21 protein-coding genes are annotated in these 23,786 nt (G+C 41.6%); 16 read left to right on the top strand and 5 right to left on the bottom strand.

Features of this window, described 5'->3' with window-relative positions; translation table 11 throughout:
• Positions 1-19: 19 nt before the first annotated feature.
• From IAE45_RS02950 to IAE45_RS02900, 11 genes are all read left to right on the top strand, one after another.
• Positions 20-556 carry a potassium-transporting ATPase subunit C gene (locus IAE45_RS02950; RefSeq protein WP_200124876.1) on the top strand — a complete coding sequence of 179 codons (537 nt, stop codon included), beginning with the start codon at positions 20-22 and terminating at the stop codon, positions 554-556.
• Between the two features lie 12 nt (positions 557-568).
• Entirely contained in the window at positions 569-3,169 is a 2,601-nt protein-coding gene (locus IAE45_RS02945) for a sensor histidine kinase (RefSeq protein ID WP_200124874.1), read from the top strand.
• Between the two features lie 11 nt (positions 3,170-3,180).
• Complete coding sequence (locus tag IAE45_RS02940; RefSeq protein ID WP_081119330.1) at positions 3,181-3,873, top strand: response regulator transcription factor; 693 nt, start codon at positions 3,181-3,183, stop codon at positions 3,871-3,873.
• 219 nt (positions 3,874-4,092) lie between these two features.
• A complete protein-coding gene (locus IAE45_RS02935) occupies positions 4,093-5,115 on the top strand; it encodes a LacI family DNA-binding transcriptional regulator (RefSeq protein ID WP_200124872.1) in 1,023 nt (340 codons plus the stop codon).
• A 136-nt stretch (positions 5,116-5,251) separates the two neighbouring features.
• The gene (locus IAE45_RS02930; RefSeq protein ID WP_140965000.1) at positions 5,252-6,517 is read left to right on the top strand and encodes an ABC transporter substrate-binding protein; all 1,266 of its coding nucleotides are present in this window, start codon (positions 5,252-5,254) and stop codon (positions 6,515-6,517) included.
• 50 nt (positions 6,518-6,567) lie between these two features.
• Positions 6,568-7,464: a carbohydrate ABC transporter permease gene (locus tag IAE45_RS02925; RefSeq protein ID WP_200124870.1), complete on the top strand. Its 897-nt coding sequence runs from the start codon at positions 6,568-6,570 to the stop codon at positions 7,462-7,464.
• Between the two features lie 14 nt (positions 7,465-7,478).
• Complete coding sequence (locus IAE45_RS02920) at positions 7,479-8,300, top strand: carbohydrate ABC transporter permease (RefSeq protein ID WP_200124868.1); 822 nt, start codon at positions 7,479-7,481, stop codon at positions 8,298-8,300.
• Between the two features lie 19 nt (positions 8,301-8,319).
• Positions 8,320-9,630 carry an alpha-glucosidase/alpha-galactosidase gene (locus tag IAE45_RS02915; protein WP_200124866.1) on the top strand — a complete coding sequence of 437 codons (1,311 nt, stop codon included), beginning with the start codon at positions 8,320-8,322 and terminating at the stop codon, positions 9,628-9,630.
• A gap of 231 nt (positions 9,631-9,861) precedes the next feature.
• Positions 9,862-10,701: a PRD domain-containing protein gene (locus IAE45_RS02910; protein WP_223272944.1), complete on the top strand. Its 840-nt coding sequence runs from the start codon at positions 9,862-9,864 to the stop codon at positions 10,699-10,701.
• 95 nt (positions 10,702-10,796) lie between these two features.
• A complete protein-coding gene (locus IAE45_RS02905; protein ID WP_200124863.1) occupies positions 10,797-12,683 on the top strand; it encodes a beta-glucoside-specific PTS transporter subunit IIABC in 1,887 nt (628 codons plus the stop codon).
• Positions 12,684-12,696: 13 nt separating this feature from the next.
• A complete protein-coding gene (locus IAE45_RS02900; RefSeq protein WP_200124862.1) occupies positions 12,697-14,103 on the top strand; it encodes a glycoside hydrolase family 1 protein in 1,407 nt (468 codons plus the stop codon).
• A gap of 157 nt (positions 14,104-14,260) precedes the next feature.
• Here IAE45_RS02900 and IAE45_RS02895 read toward each other — a convergent pair whose 3' ends face one another.
• Positions 14,261-14,692 (bottom strand): GNAT family N-acetyltransferase, encoded by a 432-nt coding sequence (locus tag IAE45_RS02895; protein ID WP_200124859.1) that lies wholly within the window; start codon positions 14,690-14,692, stop codon positions 14,261-14,263.
• Between the two features lie 283 nt (positions 14,693-14,975).
• Here IAE45_RS02895 and IAE45_RS02890 point away from each other — a divergent pair, with 283 nt between their 5' ends.
• Positions 14,976-16,316: a peptidoglycan DD-metalloendopeptidase family protein gene (locus tag IAE45_RS02890; protein ID WP_200124857.1), complete on the top strand. Its 1,341-nt coding sequence runs from the start codon at positions 14,976-14,978 to the stop codon at positions 16,314-16,316.
• A 78-nt stretch (positions 16,317-16,394) separates the two neighbouring features.
• On the opposite strand, the gene IAE45_RS02885 is transcribed toward IAE45_RS02890, so the two are convergent.
• Positions 16,395-16,763: an iron chaperone gene (locus tag IAE45_RS02885; protein ID WP_200124855.1), complete on the bottom strand. Its 369-nt coding sequence runs from the start codon at positions 16,761-16,763 to the stop codon at positions 16,395-16,397.
• Between the two features lie 418 nt (positions 16,764-17,181).
• On the opposite strand from IAE45_RS02885, the gene IAE45_RS02880 reads away from it, so the two are divergent.
• The 4 genes from IAE45_RS02880 to IAE45_RS02865 all read left to right on the top strand — a co-directional run bounded on the left by IAE45_RS02880 (position 17,182) and on the right by IAE45_RS02865 (position 20,735).
• Positions 17,182-17,694, top strand: coding sequence for a hypothetical protein (locus IAE45_RS02880; RefSeq protein ID WP_081119319.1), 513 nt, complete (start codon positions 17,182-17,184; stop codon positions 17,692-17,694).
• Positions 17,678-19,033, top strand: coding sequence for a PTS cellobiose transporter subunit IIC (gene celB, locus IAE45_RS02875; RefSeq protein WP_200124853.1), 1,356 nt, complete (start codon positions 17,678-17,680; stop codon positions 19,031-19,033). Before IAE45_RS02880 ends, celB begins: the two co-directional genes overlap by 17 nt.
• Positions 19,034-19,133: 100 nt before the next feature.
• Positions 19,134-19,862, top strand: coding sequence for a GntR family transcriptional regulator (locus IAE45_RS02870; RefSeq protein WP_200124851.1), 729 nt, complete (start codon positions 19,134-19,136; stop codon positions 19,860-19,862).
• Between the two features lie 159 nt (positions 19,863-20,021).
• On the top strand, positions 20,022-20,735 hold the full coding sequence (locus IAE45_RS02865; protein WP_081119316.1) for a demethylmenaquinone methyltransferase: 714 nt from the start codon (positions 20,022-20,024) through the stop codon (positions 20,733-20,735).
• A gap of 97 nt (positions 20,736-20,832) precedes the next feature.
• On the opposite strand, the gene IAE45_RS02860 is transcribed toward IAE45_RS02865, so the two are convergent.
• From IAE45_RS02860 to IAE45_RS02850, 3 genes are read right to left on the bottom strand one after another with little or no spacing between them, the layout of a single operon-like run.
• Positions 20,833-22,638, bottom strand: a complete 1,806-nt coding sequence (locus tag IAE45_RS02860) for an FtsX-like permease family protein (RefSeq protein WP_200124849.1) — start codon at positions 22,636-22,638, stop codon at positions 20,833-20,835.
• Between the two features lie 13 nt (positions 22,639-22,651).
• A complete protein-coding gene (locus IAE45_RS02855; RefSeq protein ID WP_200124847.1) occupies positions 22,652-23,404 on the bottom strand; it encodes an ABC transporter ATP-binding protein in 753 nt (250 codons plus the stop codon).
• A 7-nt stretch (positions 23,405-23,411) separates the two neighbouring features.
• The gene (locus IAE45_RS02850; protein ID WP_077454576.1) at positions 23,412-23,774 is read right to left on the bottom strand and encodes a YxeA family protein; all 363 of its coding nucleotides are present in this window, start codon (positions 23,772-23,774) and stop codon (positions 23,412-23,414) included.
• Positions 23,775-23,786: the final 12 nt, after the last annotated feature.

Below are 23,786 nucleotides of genomic sequence, written 5' to 3'. Positions count from 1 at the left end.
AGTCATTTAGGAGGAAAACATGATGAAGAACACCCTCTTTGCCAGTATCAAATTTTTACTAGTTAGTACCGTGCTATTTGGCGGTCTCTATACATTGTTGGTCACTGGTGTCGGACAAGTCCTTTTTGCCCATCAAGCCAACGGCAGTCAAATCGTGGAAGACGGAGCGGTCAAAGGATCTGAGCTAATTGCGCAACCCTTTGACCAAGCAGGTTACTTCCAAGGGCGTGATCAAACCGTTTCACAATTGTCGCCCTATGATACGACCCAAAAAAAGACTGTAGCTGAGCGGACAGCGACGTTGCTGGCAGAAAACCCAACCCAAACCAGTGTGCCGATCGATCTCGTGACCGCTTCGGGTAGTGGCGTCGATCCTGATATCAGTGTCGAAGCGGCACTTTTTCAACTGCCACGGATCGCTGACACAAGAGGCATCGATGAACAAATAATTCATGATATAATAAACAGGAATAAAGTAGCTGATCTGTTCTCCACGAGAGAATACGTCAATATCATGACCTTGAATCAGCAGCTCGATCAATTACCCGAGGAATAGGGGGAAGCATCTATGAGTGAAAACAACCAGCAGACGATCCCAGAAGAGATGCTGCTGCAAGCAGGCTTTGGACCTAAACGTGGCAAACTACGGGTGTTTTTCGGTTTTGCTGCCGGTGTCGGAAAAACCTATACGATGTTAACCGAAGCCCATGAGTGTTTGCTCATGGGCAAAAATGTGGTGATCGGCTATATCGAACCCCACAAACGTCCCGATACCAATCGATTGCTTGAAGGGTTACCACAAGTACCATTAAAGCAATACCAGCACAAGCAATTGACTCTTTATGAGCCAGATATCGATCGACTGATCCAACTAAAACCAGATATCGTCTTGATCGATGAGTTGGCACATACCAATCCCATTGGTGCCCGAAACAAAAAACGTTACCAAGATGTCGATGAATTATTGAATGCAGGAATCACCGTCTACACGACCATCAATGTCCAACATATAGAAAGTCTCAATGATATCGTGGAAAAGGTCACGGAAGTGGAAGTCAGAGAAACAGTCCCCGACACCTTTTTCCAGCACGCCAGCTTACGGGTAGTGGATGTTGAACCAGACGAACTGATCGATCGATTGGAACAAGGCAAAATCTATGCCGACGAAAATGCCAAACGAGCGCTAAAAAACTTTTTTACACCAGAAAAACTTGATCACCTGCGGGGATTAGCGATCCAAAAAGCTTCCAATCATATCAATCAAATGAACGGCGGTCGAAAACGAGTTCAAAGCAAGCTTTTGACCATCATTGATGATCGCTTACCGAAAATGGCAGAAAAATGCATTCGTTGGACCGCTCGCTTAGCCCAAGGAGTGGGGGCCGAATGGACGGTCATCCAAGTTCGATCTTTAGATGATACACCTACCGAAGTGCCGTTGGCAGAACGTTTGGGTGCAGAAGTCATCAACATCGAAGCGGATGACAGTTTTGAAACCATCGTTGAGTATGCCAAAATGACGGGTGCCAGTGACATTATCATGGGAAAAAAGGTTTCTCAAAAGTGGTTCCAAAAATTGTTTGTCGAGGATTTAGAAGACCGCTTGATTCGCCGCCTTGATGAGATTGAGATCCATTTGATTCCTTTTAAAGAAAAAATGCAGCGACCACGGCTGACGTTTTCGCAACTATTTGAAGGCGGCGGTCGAGATTTCACCTTGACCTTTGGGCTGATTATGCTCGCCACCTTAGTGACAGAAGGCATGCAGTACTTACATTTCGGCGATCAGAATTTGATGCTGGTTTACATCTTTTTTGTTCTCTTAGTGGCCCGTTACACGAGTGGCTATCTATGGAGTGCCATGGCATCGATCATTAGTGTCCTTTCTTACAACTGGTTCTTTGTCGAACCCTTGTATTCCTTGACGGTCTATAAAGCAGGCTATCCAATCACATTAGTGATCATGCTGATCGTTGCCTTAATGATCAGTAACTTGATGGTTCGATTGAAGACCCAAGCAGAAAATGCTAAGGAAAAAGAGCATCAAATGGAGATATTGTATGAACTGAACAAACAATACATGGAAACACGGAATGAGCAAGAAATCTATGAAAGTACGACCACCTATTTGGCACGCTTACTCCAGCGAGAAGTGGCGTTATATGACAGAGAAGGTCATTTAAGAAGTCTGCATTCATCAAGAGAAACACTGTCTCAACTGACTGGCAAGGATGAGAAAGCCGTCGCTTTTTGGGTCGTGAAAAATCAAAAAGAAGCCGGTCGCGGTACAGATACGCTGATTGGTGCCAATGGATTTTACTTGCCGATCGTTTTAAACGGCAAACCACTAGGCGCCCTTGGGGTAGAACGCAACGAGGAGCATCAGTTGGCCAATAGTCAGTTGAATTATCTGCGCCTTGTGATCACCCAAATCGCGACCGTGTTGGAGCAAGTCTCACTGGCGAGTGAGAAAGAACAGATCCAATTGGAAAACGAACGGGAAAAAGTCCGCAGCAACCTACTGCGTGCGGTTTCTCATGACTTGCGGACGCCACTGACGACGATTTCTGGCATAGCCGAAACATTGAGCGAAACCGAAGGCGTGATCAAAATGGAAACGAAACAAAAACTGCTAGGGGATATCCAAAGTGAATCCCAGTGGTTGATCCGTATGGTCGAAAACTTACTGTCGGTGACCCGCATCAATTTGACTAATATGGCGGTCAAGCGTAGTGAAGAACCGATCGAAGAAATTATCGAAGCGGTTTTGACGCACCTGAAAAAAGTCTATCCGCAACAAAAAATCATCGTGAAGATGCCCGATCAGCTGATTTTTGTCAAAGTCGATCCAATCTTGATCGAACAAGCCTTGTTTAATTTGATTGAAAATGGGGTTCGCCATGGAACCGCCGATACACCGATATTCTTGCGAGTTTCTCAAGAGCAGGATGTGGTCATTGAAATCGAAAACCAAGGGGAGATCCCCTTAGGACAATACCAAAAAATCCAAGCGAATTTAACCAATGACACCGAAGTGCCGGTGGATTCAAAAAATGGATTAGGTATCGGACTGAGTATCGTGAAAACCATCATCCATGCCCATGAAGGCAAATTAGCAATCGAAACGAAAACCGGCAGTACGATCTTTCGTATTTATTTAAAGCAGTAAGGAGGGAGAACATGCAGCGACATTTTTTATTGATTGAAGATGATTCGAATATTGTTGATTTTATGGAGGTCGTCTTGCAAAGAGAGCATTACAACTTTACGTCAGTCGGCACGGGCATGGAGGCATTGATGCTCTTGCAGGAAGAAACCATCGACTTCATCTTGCTGGATCTGGGCTTACCGGACATTGATGGTATGGAGCTGTTGAAAATCATTCGTAAGCGCATGAACACACCGATCATCGTGATCTCTGCCCGCAAAGATGAACGAGACAAAGTGCAAGCGTTAGACCTCGGTGCCGATGATTATGTAACAAAGCCCTTCAGTACCAATGAGTTATTTGCCCGTATCCGCACGGCATTACGGCACAAAGAGTCAGCTGCCTTTAGCAGCAGCCCGATTCTCGTAAATAAGGAGTTAACGATCGATTTTGAGAAAAAAATCCTGTACAAGAATCAAAATGAGATCCATTTGACCAAAAATGAATACCGCATCATGGCAGTAATGTTCAAGAATTTAGGCAAAGTCGTCACTTACGATACCCTGACCAGCGAGGTCTGGGGACCTTTTGCAGCGGATGCACAAACCTTGCGAGTCAATATTTCAAATATTCGCAAGAAAATCGAAACCAATACGCTGCAGCCAGAATATTTGATCACTGAAATCGGTGTCGGGTATCGCTTGCGGGAGTATCCAGCAGAATAGCGGGCGTCATAGGAAATAAGGAGGAAAAACGTGCAGCGGCTCTTGGGGCGCTGCACGTTTCTATTTTTTGTTAATTGCGAAGAGACGTTGAACTGATTGCTTCTCCATAGATGATTTGAAACTGTGGGTAAACAAGTAGGTTGGTTGTTAACTAAAATTTCTTTTCATTCTGATCATTTTGTGTTTATATCATAGTATAAAGTAAAAAAGGAGAGTATTATGGCAGGAATTAGAGACGTCGCAAAACGAGCGGGTGTATCGATCGCAACTGTATCGAGGGTGCTCAATGAAGATCCTACGTTATCTGTCACGCAAGAAACAAAAAATAAGATCAACGAAGCCGTGGAATATTTTCACTATTGTAAGAAGAAAGTACCTGTGAAAAAGGCAATGAATATTGCAGTGGTATCCACTGTTTCGGAAGAAGCTGAATTAGAAGATCCCTATTTTCGGGCGATTCGTCGTGGCATTCAAGCACAAGCAGAGCAAAATAAGTTTCGCATAAAAAAAACGTATTATATGTCTGAACGCCCCGTTGCCATTGAGGAGCTGAAAGAGTATCAGGGCGTCCTTGTCATTGGTCAAGTCTTGCCAACTTTTTTAGCAAAGATCGCAGCAGTCAATCCTCATATCGTCGTGATCGATGATCCATCTTTGTCTTCAGAATGGGATGCGGTATATACGGATTTCTCTATAGCAGCAACCGAGCACTTAGAGCGTTTGTATAAAAAAGGGCATCGAAATATCGCTTTTATTGGGGGATATCGGGTACGTTTGGATGCATCCAGTGAGAAACATCAATCGCCAGATGATATGCGGATGAACACCTATGTGTATTGGATGAAAGAAAAAGGATTGGAAGAATACATCAATGTCTACCTAGAAGGATGGAACACATTAGACGGTATCAAAGCCACTGAGCAATTGCTTGAACAATGCAAAGAGAGCCTTCCCTCAGCTATTATGGTCGCAAATGATTCGATTGCAGTTGGTACATATCGCTCCTTGCAAAAACGTGGGTATCGGATACCAGAAGATATTTCAGTAGTCAGTTTCAATAATATCGAAGTTGCAGAATTTTTGACCCCTTCTTTAAGTACCGTTGCCATCGATATGGAAGAACTGGGAAAAATTGCTTTACGGATGGTAGAAGAGCGGATCAAAGGCATTCGTCAAGTACCTGTTAAAATCATGGTGGCCAGTAAGATGATCGTCAGAGAAAGTGAAAAAGAAAGAGATTAATATTCAAGGTAAACACTGCGAAGTGTTTACCTTTTTATTTTAGTTAAAATGTATTGACAAACTGATTAGTAAACAGTATATTTGTTTTGTGAAAAGAAAGCGGATACATGAATCAGAACTAGAGGAGGAATGAAAGATGAATTGTTTCAAGAGAGTAACACTTGTTAGTTTGAGTCTTTTAGGAACTTTGGTTTTAGGAGCTTGTGGTAATGGCAACGGTGATAGTGGTGGTCAAGTCACGTTAAGTTATGCGAGTTGGGATACTGAACAAGCACCGGGGCTGCGAAAAATGCTTGATGCTTTTGAAGAACAAAACCCAGATATTAAAGTCGAAATGGAAACCACCCCATGGGATCAATATTGGGTGAAGCTTGAAGCTGCTACTACTGGAGGAAATATGCCTGATATTGTCACGATGCATTCAACTGAATCATACAAATATATGTCTCAATCGATGCTGATGGGGCTAAATGAATTGATTGCAGAAAATAACATTGACATGACAAACTTCACCGAAGGAATCGCAGAGTCTTATACGTATGAAGAAGAACTTTACGCGATTCCTAAAGATGCCTCCGTTATTGGATTGTGGTACAACAAAGAGCTCTTTGATCAAGCAGGAATTGCATATCCAGACGCAACGTGGACATGGGATACATTGAAGGAAGCAGCTGTTCAGTTAACAGATGAAGAAGCAGGTATTTATGGATTTGCTGCGGATAATTCAACAGAGGGAGGCTATTGGCCATTTATTTATCAAAATGGTGGAGAAGTCTTTATTGATGAGAATACGAAATCGGGAATGAATAGCGAAGAAGTACAAGATGCATTAAGGTATTATATTGATTTTTATCTAAATGATCAGTCATCACCTTCAGCGAAAGAATTGCAAGATACGAATAAAGTTGGTCGTTTTCAAGCAGGAAGATTGGCGATGATCGTGGAGGGCAACTGGCAAACACCAGGTTTTTTAAAGAATGAATACTTGGCTGAACATGCGAATGTTGCCGTTTTACCTAAAGGAAAAGAAAATGCGACGATCACAAATGGTTTAGGTTGGGCAGCTAGTGTCAATACCAAGCATCCTGAAGAAACAAAAAAATTATTAGCATTCTTGGCAAGTGAAGAAGCCAACCAAATTCAAGCAGAAACAGGGGCATCGATCCCAGCGCTAAAAGGATTTGAGGAAGTTTGGGCAAGTTCTGCGGATACTTTCAATTTAAGTGTTTTTGCAGAAATGCTAGAGTATGGCGTGCCTCGTCCTTATAACAAAAATGGCTTGAATGCGGAAAAAATAGAGACAGAAATTATGAACCGGGTATTTTCTGGAGAATTAAGTGTCGAGGAAGGGACTGCACAGATTGCGGAAGAAGTTGATGCAATTTTAGCTGAAAGTAATTGATTAAAACGGAAAATTAGCTAATCAACTCACCTAAACAAAAGGAGACCTCTATGAAAAATCGTATGCTTGGAAATTACCAGAAAGACCACCTTTTCTGGGGATACTTATTTATTCTCCCAACAGCAGTCGGATTGATTTTATTGAATATTTGGCCAGCGATCCAAACAATCATTCTAAGTTTTCAACGAACAATTGGTTTTGGTAACACCGAGTGGATCGGCTTAGCCAACTATCAGAAACTTTTGACGGATCGAGAGGTGTTGCAATCCTTGATCAATACCTTGATCTATGCAGTGATATCAATTCCATCAATCATAGTGTTATCACTTTTAGTCGCGGTCCTAATGAATAAGAAAATCAAAGGCGTGTCGATTTATCGAACGATTTATTTTCTACCTGTAGTTGCAGCCCCTTCTGCAGTCGCCATGATCTGGCGTTGGATGTTCAATGATGATTATGGATTAGTCAACGAGCTTTTATCAAAAGTTGGTCTAACGGGTCCAGCATGGCTTAGCGATCCGAATGTTGCGATTTATTCCGTCATTATTGTCGGAATATGGAGTGCTATTGGCTATAACATGGTGCTTTTCTTAGCGGGGCTACAGGAGATTCCCAAAGATTATTATGAGGCAGCCGATATCGATGGTGCTTCTTCATGGCAACAATTTTTTCAAATCACTTTACCTCTTGTGACACCAACGCTATTCTTTGTCGTGGTCACAACGGTTATCAATGCCTTTCAAGTATTTGATGTGATTTTTATGATGATCGCACCTTCAAGTGAAGCAATGCTGAAGACACAATCATTAGCATACTTGTTTTACAAACATTCCTTTATCTTAAATGATAAAGGGTATGGTTCAGCAATCGTCGTCTTTCTTCTATGTATTATTTTGCTGATCACAGCCTTACAAATGAAGTTACAAAAAAAATGGGTCAACTACTAAAAGGAGGTTTCTTGATGCAGCGAATTAGCAAGAATTGGCTTATCCATCTACTTTTGATCAGTGGCGGAATAATCATGGCATTGCCTTTTGTATGGATGATTCTGACTTCTGGAAAAACACTTGTTGAATCGACTCAGATTCCACCAACATGGTTTCCTGAATCCTTTCAAGTGTCAAATTATCAGGCAGTTTTAAATCTTTTACCCTTTGGTGCCTTTTATCTCAATACTTTTTTGATGGTCATTGGACGTGTGATCGGTTCCGTTTTATTTTCAGCGATGGCAGCCTATGCCTGCGCACGCTTGCGCTTCCCTGGACGAGATCTTTTTTTTGCTCTGGTCCTTATCCAAATGATGATTCCCGCATCAATCTTTATCACACCCCAATATTTATTAGCGCAAAGATTAGGAATTCTAAATTCAGTACCGGCATTGATATTGCCAGGTATTGTCAGCGCTTTTGGAACCTTTTTACTTAGACAGTTTTTTCTAGGCTTACCAAGTGAGCTGGAGGAAGCAGCACACCTTGAAGGAGCAAATGTATGGACGATCTTTTTCAAAATCATGCTGCCATTGGCGAAATCCGGGTTGATCGCACTAGGTATTTTTACAACCCTCTTTGCTTTCAAAGATTTAATGTGGCCACTGATCGTCAATACATCAATTCGACAAATGCCATTGGCAGCAGGGTTAGCCAATCTTCAGGGACAATATGCGACCAATTTCCCACAATTGATGGCAGGATCGTTATTAGCGATTTGGCCCATGGTTGCTGTCTTTATCATTTTTCAACGTAAATTTATTGAAGGAATTGCCACTACTGGCGGTAAATTATAAAAGAATGGAGCAATAGAAAATGACAAAAATCACCTTTATCGGAGCAGGAAGTACTATTTTCGCTAAAAATGTTCTAGGAGATGCAATGTTGACCCCGAGCTTATCAGATTCCCACATCGCCCTTTACGACATCGATGAGAAACGACTTCGTGAATCCGAGGCAATGTTAAAGACGATCAATAAAAATGCCAATCAAAATCGAGCCGAAATTCAGGTCTATCATGACCGCAAAGAAGCACTAAGAGATGCCGACTTTGTAGTAAACGCCATTCAAGTTGGTGGCTACAAACCTTCCACCGTCATTGACTTTGAGATACCGAAGAAATATGGCTTACGCCAAACAATAGGTGACACGATGGGGATTGGCGGAATATTTCGGACGTTGCGTACGTTACCAGTCATGTTGGAATTTGCTCGAGAAATGGAGGAAGTTTGTCCAAATGCATGGTTGCTGAATTATACGAACCCGATGGCAATGCTGACGATGGGGGTATTGAAAGCAACATTCATCAAAACGGTTGGGCTTTGTCATAGTGTGCAAGTATGTGTTCCAGAACTATTCGAGCATTTAGGGATCAAAGAACAATATGACCTGGCTGACTTCCAGTGGAAAATTGCTGGGATCAATCATATGGCATTTTTATTGGAAATTACCAAAGATGGGGAAGATTTCTATCCAACGATCCGTCAGTTGGCTGAAGAGAAAGAAAATCCCCACCGTGATTCAGTCCGCTTTGAATTGATGAAACGTTTTGGCTATTATATTACAGAATCTAGTGAGCACAATGCCGAGTATCACCCTTATTTCATTAAATCAAAATACCCAGAATTGATCGACGAACTGGGGATTCCGTTGGATGAATATTTAACCCGTTGCGAAAATCAGATTCGCGATTGGGAAACGATGCGGGAGGATATCGTCGATAATGGCGATTTGACCCATAAGAGAAGTCGGGAATACGCCTCTTACATCATGGATGCCATCAAGACCGGCAATCCAACCGTTATTGCTGGAAATGTTTTGAATAAAGGCTTAATCACCAATTTACCAGAGGATGTCTGTGTGGAAGTTCCATGTTTGGTGGATAAGAACGGCATCCAACCAACCTACGTCGGCGCTTTACCAACGCAGCTTGCTGCATTGAACCGAACCAACATCAATGTGCAAGAATTGACTGTCGAAGCAGCGTTGACCCTTGAGAAAGACAAGATTTATCAAGCAGCTTACCTCGATCCTCATTTATCATCAGAGTTATCATTGGCAGATATTACCCAATTAGTCGATGATTTGATCGAAGCCCATGGGGATTATTTACCAGATTATCACTGATAAAAAAATGGACGCGCAGTTTTCTTTACGAATACTGATAGCGCCAACATTTCTTTGGTTTTTTTGAAGAGATATGGCAAAAGAGTTGTTGACAACCAAATTGGTCAAAGCTATAATCGGATTTAGGATTGCTACTGAAAAGGCGACACCGACAAAATATACACTAGCTTATTTATGCTCGGAGTGTATATTTTTGTCGGTTTTTTTGTCTGTTTGAAGGGGGGAGAAAAGATGAAACCAATCACGATCTACAATAACAATGCCGTCCTTGTGGAGGATAATGGCACAGAATGTGTAGTGATTGGCAACGGTGTTGGTTTCGGTGTAAAAGGCAGTGGGGTGATTGATCAAACGAAAATTGATAAAAAATATGTCTTAGATGCAGAATTTACCCAAAACAAATTTGGGTCGCTGATGGCAGGAATGGATGAACGGCATGTGATTCTGACCGCCAAAATTATTGAAGAAGCAGAAAAGGATCTTGCACGAACATTTGATTCCAGCATCTATCTATTTCTTGGTGATCATATTAATTACGCAATTGAGCGTAACCTTAAAGGAGAAGCGATCACCAATGACTTAATGTGGGAAATCAAAAAATATTACCCACGAGAATTTGCAGCAGCAAAGCGATCGTTGCAGTTTATTGAACGATCAGAGAAGATTCGTTTTATTGAAGATGAAGCTGGCTTTATAGCCTTGCATTTTGTAAACGCTAGCTCAAGCTCTCGCTTTAAAAATGAGACGATTTTTACGACAAAAGTGATTGCAGAGATTGTTCAGATCGTGGAGTATGATTATGGGATGAAGTTGGATGAGACGTCCATGAACTATGACCGATTTTTGACCCATATACGCTATTTTGTAAGCCGAATTTTTTCAGAAAGTAAAGAAGTAAAAGATGAAACTGATTTATTGCAACATGTAAAGCAATTATATCCGAAAGCTTACCAAACTGGCTTGAAAATCAAGAAACATATTGCTGGTCAATATAAAGTGAAAATTACAGATTCAGAATTGTTATATTTTGTCATTCATATCAATCGAGTGACCACAAGAGAACTAGATTAAATGTTTTGTTACCGAATGGGCAAGACCAAATAAAGATTGAGCCAAATATGGGCTTAGTTTTTATTTGGTCTGTTTTATTTATAAGGAGGAAAAAAATGACTAAGTATCAAGAGCTTGCACAGAATATCGTTGAAAATATTGGAGGAACGTCAAATATTGAGTCTGTAACGAATTGCATGACACGGTTACGATTCGTATTAAAGGATAATACAAAAGTCAAGGAAGATCATCTTAAAGCAACGCCAGGTGTTCAAGGAACAGCCTTAAAAGGCGGACAATATCAGGTGATTATTGGAACAGATGTGGCAAATGTTACGGAAGAAATCAACAAAATGGGGAACTTTGGAAGTGATTCTTCAGAACCAACGTCACCGAAAGAAGAAAAAGTCATCAATCGAGTTTTAGGAGCTATCACCTCAATTTTCCAACCGATTATTCCGGCAATCTGTGGGGCAGGAATGTTAAAAGCTGTTTTAGCTTTACTTGTTTTCTTTGAATTATTAAATGCTGAAGCTCAAACGTATCAGCTTTTAAGTTTACTAGCCGATTCAGCATTTTATTTTCTTCCAGTAATGTTAGCTGTAACAAGTGCACAATACTTTAAAGCAAATCCATTTTATGCAGCGGTTTTAGGCGCAATGCTGATTCACCCAGCTTTTACTGCTATGGTTGCAGCTGGTGAACCTATTTCATTTGCAGGTCTTTCTGTCAGAGCTGTATCCTATGGTTCGGCAGTTGTACCGCCAATTTTGATTGTATGGGCAATGGCGCACATTGAACGTTTAGCAAAAAAAATATCGCCTAATCCTGTGAAGATTTTTCTGGTCCCATTATTGGTTTTCTTGATTACGGCTCCGTTAGCTTGGATCATTATCGGTCCACTAGGAGCATTAGTTGGTGATGTGTTATTAGTAGTCTTTGAATTCTTCAATGAACAAGCACGCTGGGTTTTACCAGTCCTGATGGGGGCGTTCACCCCATTTTTCGTCATGACAGGGATGCATTACAGTTTTATGCCTGTTCAACTAGCACAATATGCCACATTGGGCTATGGAACGTTATTAGGACCGGGAATGTTGGCATCAAATATTGCTCAGTCGGGTGCTTCACTGGCAGTAGCATTAAAAACCAAAGATAAAGTGATGAAGCAAACGGCTTTTTCGGCTAGTACTACTGCGCTATTTGGAATCACGGAACCTGCTTTGTATGGGGTGACGATGAAACTAAAAACGCCTTTATGGGTCGTGGTAGCCTCTGGAGGAGTAGCTGGTTTATGGGCAGGTTTGACCAACATGCGAACTTATGCATCAGCAACTGCAGGTGTTTTGGCGTTGCCAGTCTATTTAACGGATGATCTGTCAAATATCGTTAACGCAGTGATTTGTATTGTTATTGCATTCGCAATGTCCTTTGCACTTACTTTGTTTTTTGTGAATGCAGAAGGAAAGAAAAAAGCAGTAGTGTCTTCACAAAGTCAAACGTTAAATCCGAATCATGTTGCTGAACCACTTCGACCATTACGGACACCTTTAGAGATCAGCAGTCCTTTGGCAGGGGATCGGTTGGCGACTCATGAAATTCCTGATAGTGTATTTGCCAATGAGATCATGGGGAGAACAGTGGCTATTCAACCTAAAAACGGTCAAGTAGTTGCCCCATTTGATGGTGAAGTAGTGACGATTTTTCCCACCAATCACGCAATTGGGATCAAAAATAAGCAAGGAGTTGAGCTGTTGATCCACATTGGAATCGATACGGTCGAACTTGATGGCAAAGGTTATACTGCAGCAATCAAAGTAGGAGATACCTTTAAAAAAGGCGATTTGCTAGTGACTTTTGATCCAGAATATATTACTAGTCAAGGATATTCAACAGTGACACCGATCGTAGTGACAAACACAGCAGATTTTACAGATGTTATTGTCCATTCTGAGGATGGAACCATCAAACAGGGTGATGTTTTAGTATCGATTTTTGAATAAAGAGGGGGCAAATATGGCAAAATTTCCAGAAACTTTTTTATGGGGTGGTGCGATTGCCGCCAATCAAGCGGAAGGTGCCTATAACGAAGATGGCAAAGGATTTTCCATTCAAGATTTCTTATCAAATGGAGTCACAAGGCCACTAGATCCTGAGCTAAATCCGCAAAACTTAAAATTAGAAGGCATCGATTTTTATCATCGTTATCGAGAAGATATTCAAATGTTCGCCGAGATGGGCTTTCAAGTTTTACGTTTCTCGATTGCTTGGACACGGATTTTCCCTAATGGCAATGAAGAAAAGCCAAATGAAGCTGGATTGCAGTTCTATGAAGAGGTGATAGATTGCTGCGTATCTCATGGGATCGAACCGCTAATTACACTTTCTCATTATGAAACACCTTATTTCCTTACAAAAAGATACGATGGTTGGCGTAATCGGGCATTGGTAGACTACTTTGATCATTTTTGTCGGACTGTGTTTACTCGTTACCAAGGGAAAGTGAAATATTGGTTAACTTTCAATGAAATCAATGCGCTTTGGAATTTTCCCTTAATGGGAGCAGGAGTGATGACAGAAAAAGATTGCTTATCTAAGCAAGATCTCTTTCAAATAGCACATCATGAGCTTGTTGCCAGTGCTCAAGCAGTCAAAACCGCCCATGAGATTGATCCACAGATGCAGGTAGGGAATATGGTGTTAGGGATCTATAATTATCCGATGACTTCAAACCCGAAAGACACATTGGCTGTTTTGGAGGCGGATAAAAACTTAAACTATTTTATGGATGTTCAAGCTCGTGGATATTATCCTAATTGGATCAAAAGAGAATGGCAGAGGTATAATGCAACTATTGAGATGGAACCTGACGATCTCGAATTATTAAAAAATACCGTTGATTTTATATCGTTTAGTTATTATATGTCCCGATGTGTTTCTGCTACGCCTGAAAAGTACCAACAGGGAAAAGGAAATATGACAAACGTTCTAAAAAATCCCTACCTTGATGAAACGGAGTGGGGATGGGAGATTGATCCAGACGGATTACGTATTCTCTTAAACCTTTTTTCGCATCTCTATCAGTTGCCACTTTTTATCGTTGAAAATGGTTTAGGTGCTGTTGATCAGTTAATTGAAATTGACGGAGAATTAACCGTTGTTGATGATTATCGCATCAATTATTTAAATGATCATCTATCAGCCGTTGCTAAAGCCATCGATGATGGTGTCAATGTATTGGGTTACACCATGTGGGGGTGTATTGATTTAGTAAGTGCTTCGACCGCAGAGATGAAAAAGCGTTATGGGTTCATTTATGTAGACCGATACGATGATGGAACTGGTTCACTCAAACGGTATCGAAAAAAATCCTTTGATTGGTATCGCGAAGTGATTGTCACCAATGGGGGAACCATTGGTTGAAATACCGTTAGTAAATAAAGAAAGCATTGCCGATCCAGCAAATGGAAGGCAATGCTTTTTGTCGTTTATTGTATCCATTGATTCGACGGGTAAGCCGATCAGCGGTTATTGTCGTACGATTGATCAAAAGGGGAAAAAGAAGGTGAAAAGAGCAGCATCAATGATGCCACTCCATGGAGTTTTCGATTTCATTGGTATCAGAATCCAGTTGTTCAGAAACGATGGTAAAGCCGTTTTTGAGATAAAACGCAATAGCAGCTGTATTTTTTTTGTAGACATTCAGAGTCAGCTTCTCGTGTTCTGCTTGTGCTTTTTGTAAAAGCTGCTTGCCAATGCCGTGGGCACGATAGTCTTTCAAAACGAAAATACCCGCGATATAATCATCCATCATCCCGATGAAGCCGACGGGCTGATCATCCACCGAATAGGTGTAGATAAGGGCATCGGCAAAGGCTTTTTTCACAAAGTCATAGTTATCTTGCCAATGGGCAGCTGAAATAAAGTCATGGGCATCCAAATTACTTTGCAGCCAAATCTGGGCGATGGTTTCTAATTCAGAATCGGTAAATTGGGTCACTTGTTGTATCATGAGAACCTCCGTTTTTTTATTCAGTATAGCATAGGTCACCTGTTGTTTGCTTTAAATCGCGGCCCTTTTGTAGGCAGTCGGTCAGGAAACGAGCTATTGATAAGTAACGAAGGTTAAATGACGAAGAAAAGCAATCTTTTTCGTTGAAATATTCTAACAATTTTGTTTCAGCTAGATGTCAATTTCTTTCAGCCAGATGTTATTTCTGTGAAAACAGCCCCAAGAATGAAATCTTTCGGTATGCTAGAGAAAGCGAGAAGACACATCTAGTTAAGGAGAAAAAATGAAAAAGACACTTTTGGTTGCAAGTTCACTTGTTTTGCTGACGCTGCCTGTCGTGACGGTATCCGCAGACAGCTTTGATCAGAAGATCCAGCAGCAAAATGAAAAAATCAATGACATAAAAAATGAATCCACCTCATTAGAATCACTGAAACGTTCCACAGAGGCAGAGATTCAATCGATTGAAGTAGAAATCCAAGCAATCCTACAAAAGAAAACGACGACGGAAGAAGAAGTCAATGCCTTGGCACAAGAGATCCAACTCCTTGAAGAAAAAATCATCAAGCGCACAGAAGTACTGGCGAATCAAGCGCGTGACATTCAAACGTCGGAACCTTCCAATCGTTTGTTCCAAAAAATCGTTGATGCGGAGTCCATCGGAGAAGCCATTCAGCGGGCGATCGCTTCAGTAACGATCATGAATGCCAGCAACAGCATCGTCGAACAACAGCAAGAAGATATCGCAACGAGTCAGAAATTGGAAAAAAAGTTGCAGGAACAACTGGTTGCGATCGAAGAGCAGTCAAACGCATTGCAAGGAAAACAAGCGGAATTAGCTGATGTCAAATTGAATCAAGAAGTTGCACTAGCCGACCTTGCCCTGGCGTTGAACACCGAAGAAGAGAAAAAAGACCAATTAGAAGCAGATCAGGCAGAAGCAAAACGGCAACGAGAAGCAGCGTTGAAGCAACTGGCTGAGCAAGAAGCACAAGAAGCACAAGCGCGCAAAGAAGCAGAAGAAGCAGCAAAACGCCAACAAGCAGCAGAAGCCCAATCAGCTGAAGCTGCTGAAAATTCTGCCGTTCAACAAGCAGCCGTGGCAGCGGCACAACCGAAGACGGAAGCCGCAGTGGCGCCAGAATCACCAGTGTCGACAGATAAACCAGCAGCTACTCCTGCACCTGTGGAGCAAGCAGCTGAGCCAAAAGAACAGGCAAGCACAGGTGGATGGCAAATGCCAGTCGATTCGGTTCATATTTCGAGTCGCTTTGGGTATCGCACAGATCCAACAGGGGCATCAGGAAATCAACATAATGGCATCGACTTTACTGGTGGTACCGGAACGCCGATTTATGCGATCCAAGCCGGCGAAGTCGTCGAAGCGGGCTATGGTCCGTCAACTGGTAACTATGTGATCATCAAACATGCCAATGGCGTTTACAGCTACTATATGCACTTTAGTACATTGCCGGCTGTTTCGGTCGGGCAAAGTGTCTCTGCCAGACAATATGTTGGCGGTATGGGAACGACAGGGAATTCAACCGGCGTCCATCTACATTTAGGGATGTCAACAAGCTTATGGTCAGGATTCTTTGATCCGGCACCAGAATTAGGCTTATAATAGTCAGAAAATCCGCAGAAGCGAACAGGCTTCTGCGGATTTTTTTGGTTGCTCTTCTTTTACGAGGGCTTGATTGGCTCAGCGCCAAAAACGGGTCATCTTCGCTTTGTCTTTCAGATTGAAAGCGATCATGTTCTCAATCAATGCTTGATCGATTGGCTCAGTCCACTTGATGCGAAAAATGTTATCCGTATGGCTGTAGCCAGCTTTTTCGATGGCATCGGTAAACTGTTCAAGACACTTGGTTTCAGGGGAGACAGAAAAATGCGGTTTTGAAACGCTGAAACCGATAATAAAGGTCTCATGGGCGGTGAACATCGGCTGATTCCACTTAATGACTGGGACAAGGTCAGGAAATTTCTTGGTAATAGCGGCAAATAAGGCACGCAGTTTTTCTTGCTTTACTGGATCTTCAATGCTAGCTAAGTAAGTTTCTAATACATCCATTGGGAGGATCTCCTTTCGTTTTAAGGAACGAGTATAGGGAATGTCGATTAATAAAAATAACGCATGTTCGAAATCAACTATTTTGTTACTTAGAGTGTACTGTAAAGTTTGTAAGTTTACAAACCTGTTGCCTTGCGTGGGGGATAAAGCCTTCAGAAACAAATATTTTTTGCAAAAGTAATGCTAAAAATAACTTTTTTTCTGCTCGAACAAAAGCCAAACATCAGGAACATTCCAGTATTATCCTGCACGGTTCCTTGAGATCGGCTTAACTTTTTAGAAATAACATATGAAAAAGCAGGTTATTTTCAGAGAACACTTTCAAAAAGAAATCGGTTGCATTCAACAGGAATTCTGCTAGAATATAACTTGTTCGAACAAGTTGTTGAGCGAAAGCAAAAAGAAAGGAGGAGGACTTGTGACCAAAAGGAAACCGGTAACCCAAGCAGCCAAGAAAGAATATGCAAACAAAAGTATGCGGTTTAATCGTTTTTTACTTTTTCGTTATATGACTGCGATCTTTTTCTTTGTCAATCTTTATTGGACCATATTGAGTCTGTCTCAATGGACATGGGCTGGTTTGATTCCCATTGCCTTATTGATCGTTGATGGACTTATACTTATTGAACAAACTCAAAAATATTGGCAGCAATCGAATCGTTTACTGGTGACAAAAATCGGGTATTGGCTCCAGTTCGGTGTCAATCTGATTGCAATTCTATTTATTTTGATCGGACAGCAAGCAACATTGATTCCTTTTATGAATCAATCGGGTAGAGGCATCTTACTTGCCTTGTTTACTGTCGGCATGATGGCGTGCTTGTTCATCCAGCGTAAAGCCTGGTTGATCGAGCATGATCGCGACAAGTATTTCACGTATTTGACTACATTTGAAACACAAGGAGGAACAGTCAATGGATTCAGAAAATAACAAAATGTTTGCCTTCTTGGACCGCTACTTAATGGGGCCAATGGGGAAAATCTCACAATTACGGATCGTTCGTGGGGTCATGGCAGCCGGGATGGCGTCGATTCCTTTCACTATCGTAGGATCAATGTTCTTGATCATCAGCGTTTTGCCACAAAGTTTTCCTGTATTAGAGGGCATTTGGAGTACATCATTTGATAAAGTAGTTAATCTCTATATGCTGGGTAATACTGCAACAATGGGGATTTTAGCACTATATTTTTGTATTGTTTTTGGATATGAGTATACCAAGATTCAAGCACAAGAAGAAAAACTTGTTTTAAGCCCAGTCAATGGAGCATTACTTTCTATGATGGCGTTCTTTATGTGCTTGCCGCAATTAGTCTTTGAAGGCGGAGTAGCCACGCTAGTTGAAGTGATTTCTGACGATCAGAAAATCATTAATGGTTGGGAAATCGGTGGAGGCGTTACTCGTTTAGGAACAACTGGGATCTTTACAGCGATCATCATGGCGATCATTGCCGTAAAAATCTACGCATTCTGTGTGAAACGCAATATTGTCATCAAAATGCCTGATACAGTACCTACAGGTGTTTCTTCCTCATTTACTGCTTTGATTCCTACAGCCCTAATCGCACTCACTGTAATCGTCATCAATGGTGCATTAGTCGCAATGGGCACAGATATTTTCAAAGTCATTGCGATTCCGTTTAGTTTCGTGACGCAATTGACCAGTACCTGGATCGGACTACTTGTTATCTACTTCTTCATGCATGCATTATGGATCGTCGGTATTCATGGGGCAACGATCGTGACCTCATTCTTGACGCCAATCGTGTTGTCAAATATGGTGGAAAACCAAAATGGTGCCAACATTGCCTTTGCGGGTGAGTTTAACAATAGTTTTGTTACGATCGGTGGTTCAGGAGCGACATTAGGAATGGTGATCTTTATCGCCTTCTTTGCAAAATCAGCGCAGTTAAGTGCTTTAGGAAAAGCAGCGATCGTGCCGTCCTTCTTCAATATCAATGAACCGATTTTGTTCGGGATGCCAGTGGTATACAACCCGTACACAGCGATTCCATTCTTCTTAGCACCGATGGCTTCAATGTCCGTTGCTTATTTTGGCATCAACCTAGGCTTTGTTAACCCACCGATTGCTCAAGTAGCGTGGCCGACGCCAATTGGCTTATCTGGCTTTATTGGTTCAGGTGGTGACTGGCGTGCCTTTGTTTTAGCAATCATCTGTGCAGTCGTTGCTTTCTTGATTTGGTTCCCATTCATCAAAATGTATGATGGCAAATTATACAAGGACGAACAAGCAAACGCAACGAAGGCATAATCAATCCGTTTTTTGATAAGCCGGCTATGAAAAATAGCTGGCTTTTTTTACGCCAAAGATGATAATAGTAGTAGAGAATCCGAAGGAAAGGAGTAGGCAAATGACGAAACTCAGTATTGAAGACTTAGCAGCAGAATTGATCAGAAAGATTGAAGCCGGTGACATTGGAAATGAGCAGGGGAAGATGCCCAGTGAACGAGAGCTTTTGGCGATTTATCCAGTTTCTCGTTATACGTTACGCCAAGCCCTCAATAAATTGAGCAAGATGGGTTGGATCTATCAAATGCAAGGGCGAGGCTCTTATATTCGATTTCAGAGCAACCAAAAACCCACCGTTGAACAAGGAGATCTTGGCTTCAATGAAGACTTGACGCGAGGTGAGAAAAATATTCGAACAGTTAAAGCCTCAAAACGACTGGTCAAGGCAGCCGATGCGTTGTTTCTCCCTAGTCATAAACAATTTGCGAAAGATCAACACTTTATCGAAGTTCAACGGTTTCGCACGCTAGATGACAAACCGTATTTAATTGAACGTTCCTATTATATTCCTGAAATCGTAGGGGAGATCTCCGAAACGATGATGGATGGGTCGATGTTCCAAGCTTTGGCAGAAGAAAAACAACTGACAGTTGCCTTCATCGACAAGTTTATCCAGAGCAAACCGTTAACGAAGGAACAAGCTGCCTTCTTTCATTTAGAAGAAGGCATGCCAGCATTGATTGTAAGGGATGATAGTTATTTAAGAAATGGCGAACTATTGGCATTTTCGATGATTCATTATGATTATCGGATGGCAACCCTGTATATGCACAAAAAGATAATACTTTAAGTTATTAACAATGTAAATCGACTAAAAACGATAGCAAGCATGGTCTTTGTTCCCCTCGTTTTTTCGTGCTAGACTAAAATCATCAGCAACTTATAGCAACTGACACCTAAGGGTTGAGAATTTAGCGTCTAAAACGAGGAAAAGAAGGGATGTGCCGTAATGGCAGCAACAGCTAAAGAAACCAAAGTACATGATGTATTTGAATCGATTGCTTCCCGTTATGATCGAATGAACGGTATTATCTCTTTTCAGCTACACAAACGGTGGCGCAAGGATACAATGAAACGAATGGCAGTGCCGCTAGGTGCTGAAATATTAGACCTCTGCTGCGGAACTGGAGACTGGGCATTTGCTTTAAATGAAGCAGTCGGTACGACAGGACAAGTAACAGGTGTTGATTTTAGTGAAGAAATGTTAACGGTTGCCCAAGAAAAAGCACAGAAAAAACAGCAAACGCAAATCCTGTGGCAGACCGGCAATGCGATGGCATTAAGCTTTCCAAACGAGAGTTTTGATTATGTGACCATTGGTTTCGGCTTGCGAAATGTCGCTGATCGTCAACAAGTCTTAGCGGAGATTCACCGGGTCCTGCGCCCAAGCGGGAAAATCGTTTGTTTAGAAACGTCGCAGCCGACGTTGATTGGTTGGCGGCAGTTGTTCACCTTTTATTTTCACTATGTCATGCCCTTTTTTGGCAAACTTTTCGCAAAAAGTTACCAAGAATACTCTTGGCTACAAGAGTCAGCACGGGATTTTCCTGATAAAGAAACGTTAGCAAATGAATTTCAAGCAGCGGGTTTTGGCATACTACAAGTCAAAAGTTATGCAGGGGGAGCAGCAGCTATGCACATGGGGATCAAAACTCAAAACTGAGAACGCTCCTTGATTAAAAAAACACGAGTAAATGAAAGAGACCATCGAACGGATCGATGGTCTCTTTGCGTTGAGCAATTCAGAAAGTTTCTACTAGTTATTTTTTCTTTGGTTCTAACACGATGTTGGTATACAGCCAGATGGTCACCATGTAATAAACGGCATAGAGCGCGATAAAGATGCCAAAAGGTAGCCAGAGGTTATGATACGGATCGATCATCAACGTCGTGAACATTTGGAGACCGAATAAGACATGGATCATGCCTAAAATACCGGGAACTAGGAACAAGACGCCGATTTCTTTACGAATCGATCCTTTCAGCAAGCTAGTTCGTGTACCGATTTTTTTCAACATAGCGTAACGTTGAATGTCACTGTTTGCGCCAGAAAGAATTTTAAACATCAAGCAGCTAGCTAACATCGTTAAGAAGGCGATTCCTAAGAAGAAGCCCATGAACTCAAAGCCGGAAAAAATACCGTTGTAAGTATCATAGACAAATACTCGTTGAGTGAAATTCATATCCGGCGTTTCAGAAGAATTTGCTGTTTGATTTTCTTGAGCCAATTCATGCAATGCCTCGTAGTTGGACTGAAAATCTTTGACTTGTATCATGCGTAAACTTGATTCAGGATCACTCAAGCGATCAAAGTCTGCTTGATCAACAATTTTAATTTCTTTACTACGTTGATCTGGTAGCAAATATTGACGTAACTGATCTTGTTGAGTAGGATCGGTTGCTAATTGTTCACCAGTAACCTTGGTGTAATGAACATCAACACTGAGGTTGTCGTAAACAGAGGTCAATAAGTTCGCATAATCAAATTCTTCTTTTACAAAGTAAATGCTATCACTACTTTCCTTCAACGTATAATTGACATCTGTGGTTGGCTTTAACGCAGTGATCTTTTCATCTGAAACGGCTTGTGCATTGTTTAAATATAAGTCGTAAGGGGCTGCTGTTTTTGCCATGATCGGAATTTGGTTTTTAAAGCCAAGACCTACAGTCAAAGCACCTAAGGCTAAAGCAAAGAGCATTGCCACCATTGAAAGCATCTGAGTATAATCACGAATTCGGAAGCTTAACTGGGAGAGCGTGAAATTGTTTAGTCGTTTTAATGCGATCCCATCCGATTTCTTCAAAAGACCTAAGATCGTGATTATCACTGATCGGAAAACAAGATAGGTACCCAAAACAATCGTTACGAGGGCGATGCCGATGCCAATCAATTGGAATTTTAACAAATCGCTCATCATATAATAGCCAATCGCTAAAGAGCAGATCCCTAACACTGTCTGCAAGAGCAATAAAATAGGCCGTTGTTTTGCCTGAGCAGGCGTGCTTGTTTCACGAAGCAGTGCCAATATGGATTTTTTGGCAATGGCCCGTGCATTGAAAATAGCAGCAATCAGAAAGAGCACGGAGAAGAAAATGACGGTCACTACTAATGCTTGAGGACTAAACGCCGCATAGTGACTGATTTGCAAGTTCAATTGATTCACTAGTAAGGTATTCACGCCACTTGCCAAGCCAATCCCTAACAAAGAACCAACAGCAGTAGCTACGATCCCGACTAAGAAGGTTTCGATAAAAATCATCTGGGCGATTTTACGTCCCTTAGCACCAAGCATCATAAACATTGCATAGTCTTTTTGCCGCATTGCCATCAAAAATGAGTTGGCATACAAAATATAGGCAAAAGTGATGATTCCTAGTAATACAGACCCAAAGCGAAAGACGAAAACCACCATACTAATGATTGAGTTGCTTTTTAAAAAGGCTTCATTGCTGGCCATTGATTCGAACATATAGAAGATGGCTGAGGCCATGACTAAACCAGAAAAGAGGACGATATAATCCTTCAACCGGCCTTTGATTCCGGTAAGTGATAATTTCCAAAGCATGTGTTCTTCCTCCTTATTGTTCCAAGTTTCCTAGAATGACAAGGATCTTGCGGTAAAATTCTTCGCGGCTTTGATCCTCTCGTTTAACTTCTTGATGGATCTTTCCGTCTTTGATAAATAAAATACGTTGGCAATAGCTGGCGGAAAGAGGATCGTGGGTCACCAATAAAATCGATACTTGGTCATTGGTATTCAAATCATCCATCATATTCAATAAATCTTTGGCGCTTTTTGAATCTAAGGCACCTGTGGGTTCGTCGGCAAAAAGAATCGTTGGTTCTGTGATCAAGGCTCGAGCAGCTGCCACCCGTTGTTTTTGCCCACCGGAGATTGCTGCTGGATATTTGTCGAGAATATGGGTGATAGACAAACGTTCTGCAACAAGTTTGATCCGTTGTTGGATCATTTTTGGTTTGACTCCTTGCAATGATAGGGGAACGGCAATGTTTTCTGACGCTGTTAAGTTTTCTAAAAGATTAAAATCTTGGAAGATGAACCCTATCTCGCGGCTGCGAAAATCTGCTAAGGCATCGCCTTTAAGTTTCGTGATATCGTTGTTGTTGATGCGGATCGTACCGTTTGTTGGATGATCCAAGGTTGAGAGGATATTTAGTAGGGTAGATTTTCCTGAACCAGAAGCCCCCATGATTCCGATAAATTCGCCTTTTTCAATATCAAAGCTGATGCCTTTTAAGGCTTCGGTTTGTTTTTCGTTGGCTTTTCCGTAAACTTTGGTCAGTTCATCTGCTTGAATAATTTTTTCCATGACTGAGTTACGCTCCTTTTAATTGAGTTAATGCTTTCGCTGGAATATCTTTTTCTTTGACCTCTTCATAGCTAGTCACGCCTTTTTTCTCATTCCAAGTAAGTTTTAGATAGGCTTCTTTACGCAAAGGACGCTCTTGGAAGCCATTGAAATCAAGGGTTTTGCTTTTCCCATTTTCGTCATATCCAGGCAATTCATAGTGGTATTGGGTAAAGACATTACCGTTGTCATCTTTAGAAGTCGTTTTTTCACCATCTGTCGTGATTTGAACATAATAGCTATCGCCTCCCATGATGACTGATTCAGCAATTTGCAATGCACCGAATCCAACAAGTACGACAACTGCCAGTCCAATCAAAAATTTTTTCATCAATAGGTCACC

Origin of the sequence: Enterococcus sp. S53, from assembly GCF_016516865.1 — a bacterium.
Lineage (GTDB): Bacteria > Bacillota > Bacilli > Lactobacillales > Enterococcaceae > Enterococcus_D > Enterococcus_D innesii.
The sequence above is the reverse complement of the archived record's forward strand: the minus strand, read 5'-3'. Positions and strand labels throughout refer to the sequence as shown.

Excerpts from the sequence above, each read along its gene's own strand:
- IAE45_RS02950 (WP_200124876.1), top strand. The coding sequence starts at position 20 with ATGATGAAGAACACCCTCTTTGCCAGTATCAAATTTTTACTAGTTAGT.
- IAE45_RS02945 (WP_200124874.1), top strand. The coding sequence starts at position 569 with ATGAGTGAAAACAACCAGCAGACGATCCCAGAAGAGATGCTGCTGCAA.
- IAE45_RS02940 (WP_081119330.1), top strand. The coding sequence starts at position 3,181 with ATGCAGCGACATTTTTTATTGATTGAAGATGATTCGAATATTGTTGAT.
- IAE45_RS02935 (WP_200124872.1), top strand. The coding sequence starts at position 4,093 with ATGGCAGGAATTAGAGACGTCGCAAAACGAGCGGGTGTATCGATCGCA.
- IAE45_RS02930 (WP_140965000.1), top strand. The coding sequence starts at position 5,252 with ATGAATTGTTTCAAGAGAGTAACACTTGTTAGTTTGAGTCTTTTAGGA.
- IAE45_RS02925 (WP_200124870.1), top strand. The coding sequence starts at position 6,568 with ATGAAAAATCGTATGCTTGGAAATTACCAGAAAGACCACCTTTTCTGG.
- IAE45_RS02920 (WP_200124868.1), top strand. The coding sequence starts at position 7,479 with ATGCAGCGAATTAGCAAGAATTGGCTTATCCATCTACTTTTGATCAGT.
- IAE45_RS02915 (WP_200124866.1), top strand. The coding sequence starts at position 8,320 with ATGACAAAAATCACCTTTATCGGAGCAGGAAGTACTATTTTCGCTAAA.
- IAE45_RS02910 (WP_223272944.1), top strand. The coding sequence starts at position 9,862 with ATGAAACCAATCACGATCTACAATAACAATGCCGTCCTTGTGGAGGAT.
- IAE45_RS02905 (WP_200124863.1), top strand. The coding sequence starts at position 10,797 with ATGACTAAGTATCAAGAGCTTGCACAGAATATCGTTGAAAATATTGGA.
- IAE45_RS02900 (WP_200124862.1), top strand. The coding sequence starts at position 12,697 with ATGGCAAAATTTCCAGAAACTTTTTTATGGGGTGGTGCGATTGCCGCC.
- IAE45_RS02895 (WP_200124859.1), bottom strand. The coding sequence starts at position 14,692 with ATGATACAACAAGTGACCCAATTTACCGATTCTGAATTAGAAACCATC.
- IAE45_RS02890 (WP_200124857.1), top strand. The coding sequence starts at position 14,976 with ATGAAAAAGACACTTTTGGTTGCAAGTTCACTTGTTTTGCTGACGCTG.
- IAE45_RS02885 (WP_200124855.1), bottom strand. The coding sequence starts at position 16,763 with ATGGATGTATTAGAAACTTACTTAGCTAGCATTGAAGATCCAGTAAAG.
- celB (WP_200124853.1), top strand. The coding sequence starts at position 17,678 with ATGGATTCAGAAAATAACAAAATGTTTGCCTTCTTGGACCGCTACTTA.
- IAE45_RS02870 (WP_200124851.1), top strand. The coding sequence starts at position 19,134 with ATGACGAAACTCAGTATTGAAGACTTAGCAGCAGAATTGATCAGAAAG.
- IAE45_RS02865 (WP_081119316.1), top strand. The coding sequence starts at position 20,022 with ATGGCAGCAACAGCTAAAGAAACCAAAGTACATGATGTATTTGAATCG.
- IAE45_RS02860 (WP_200124849.1), bottom strand. The coding sequence starts at position 22,638 with ATGCTTTGGAAATTATCACTTACCGGAATCAAAGGCCGGTTGAAGGAT.
- IAE45_RS02855 (WP_200124847.1), bottom strand. The coding sequence starts at position 23,404 with ATGGAAAAAATTATTCAAGCAGATGAACTGACCAAAGTTTACGGAAAA.
- IAE45_RS02850 (WP_077454576.1), bottom strand. The coding sequence starts at position 23,774 with ATGAAAAAATTTTTGATTGGACTGGCAGTTGTCGTACTTGTTGGATTC.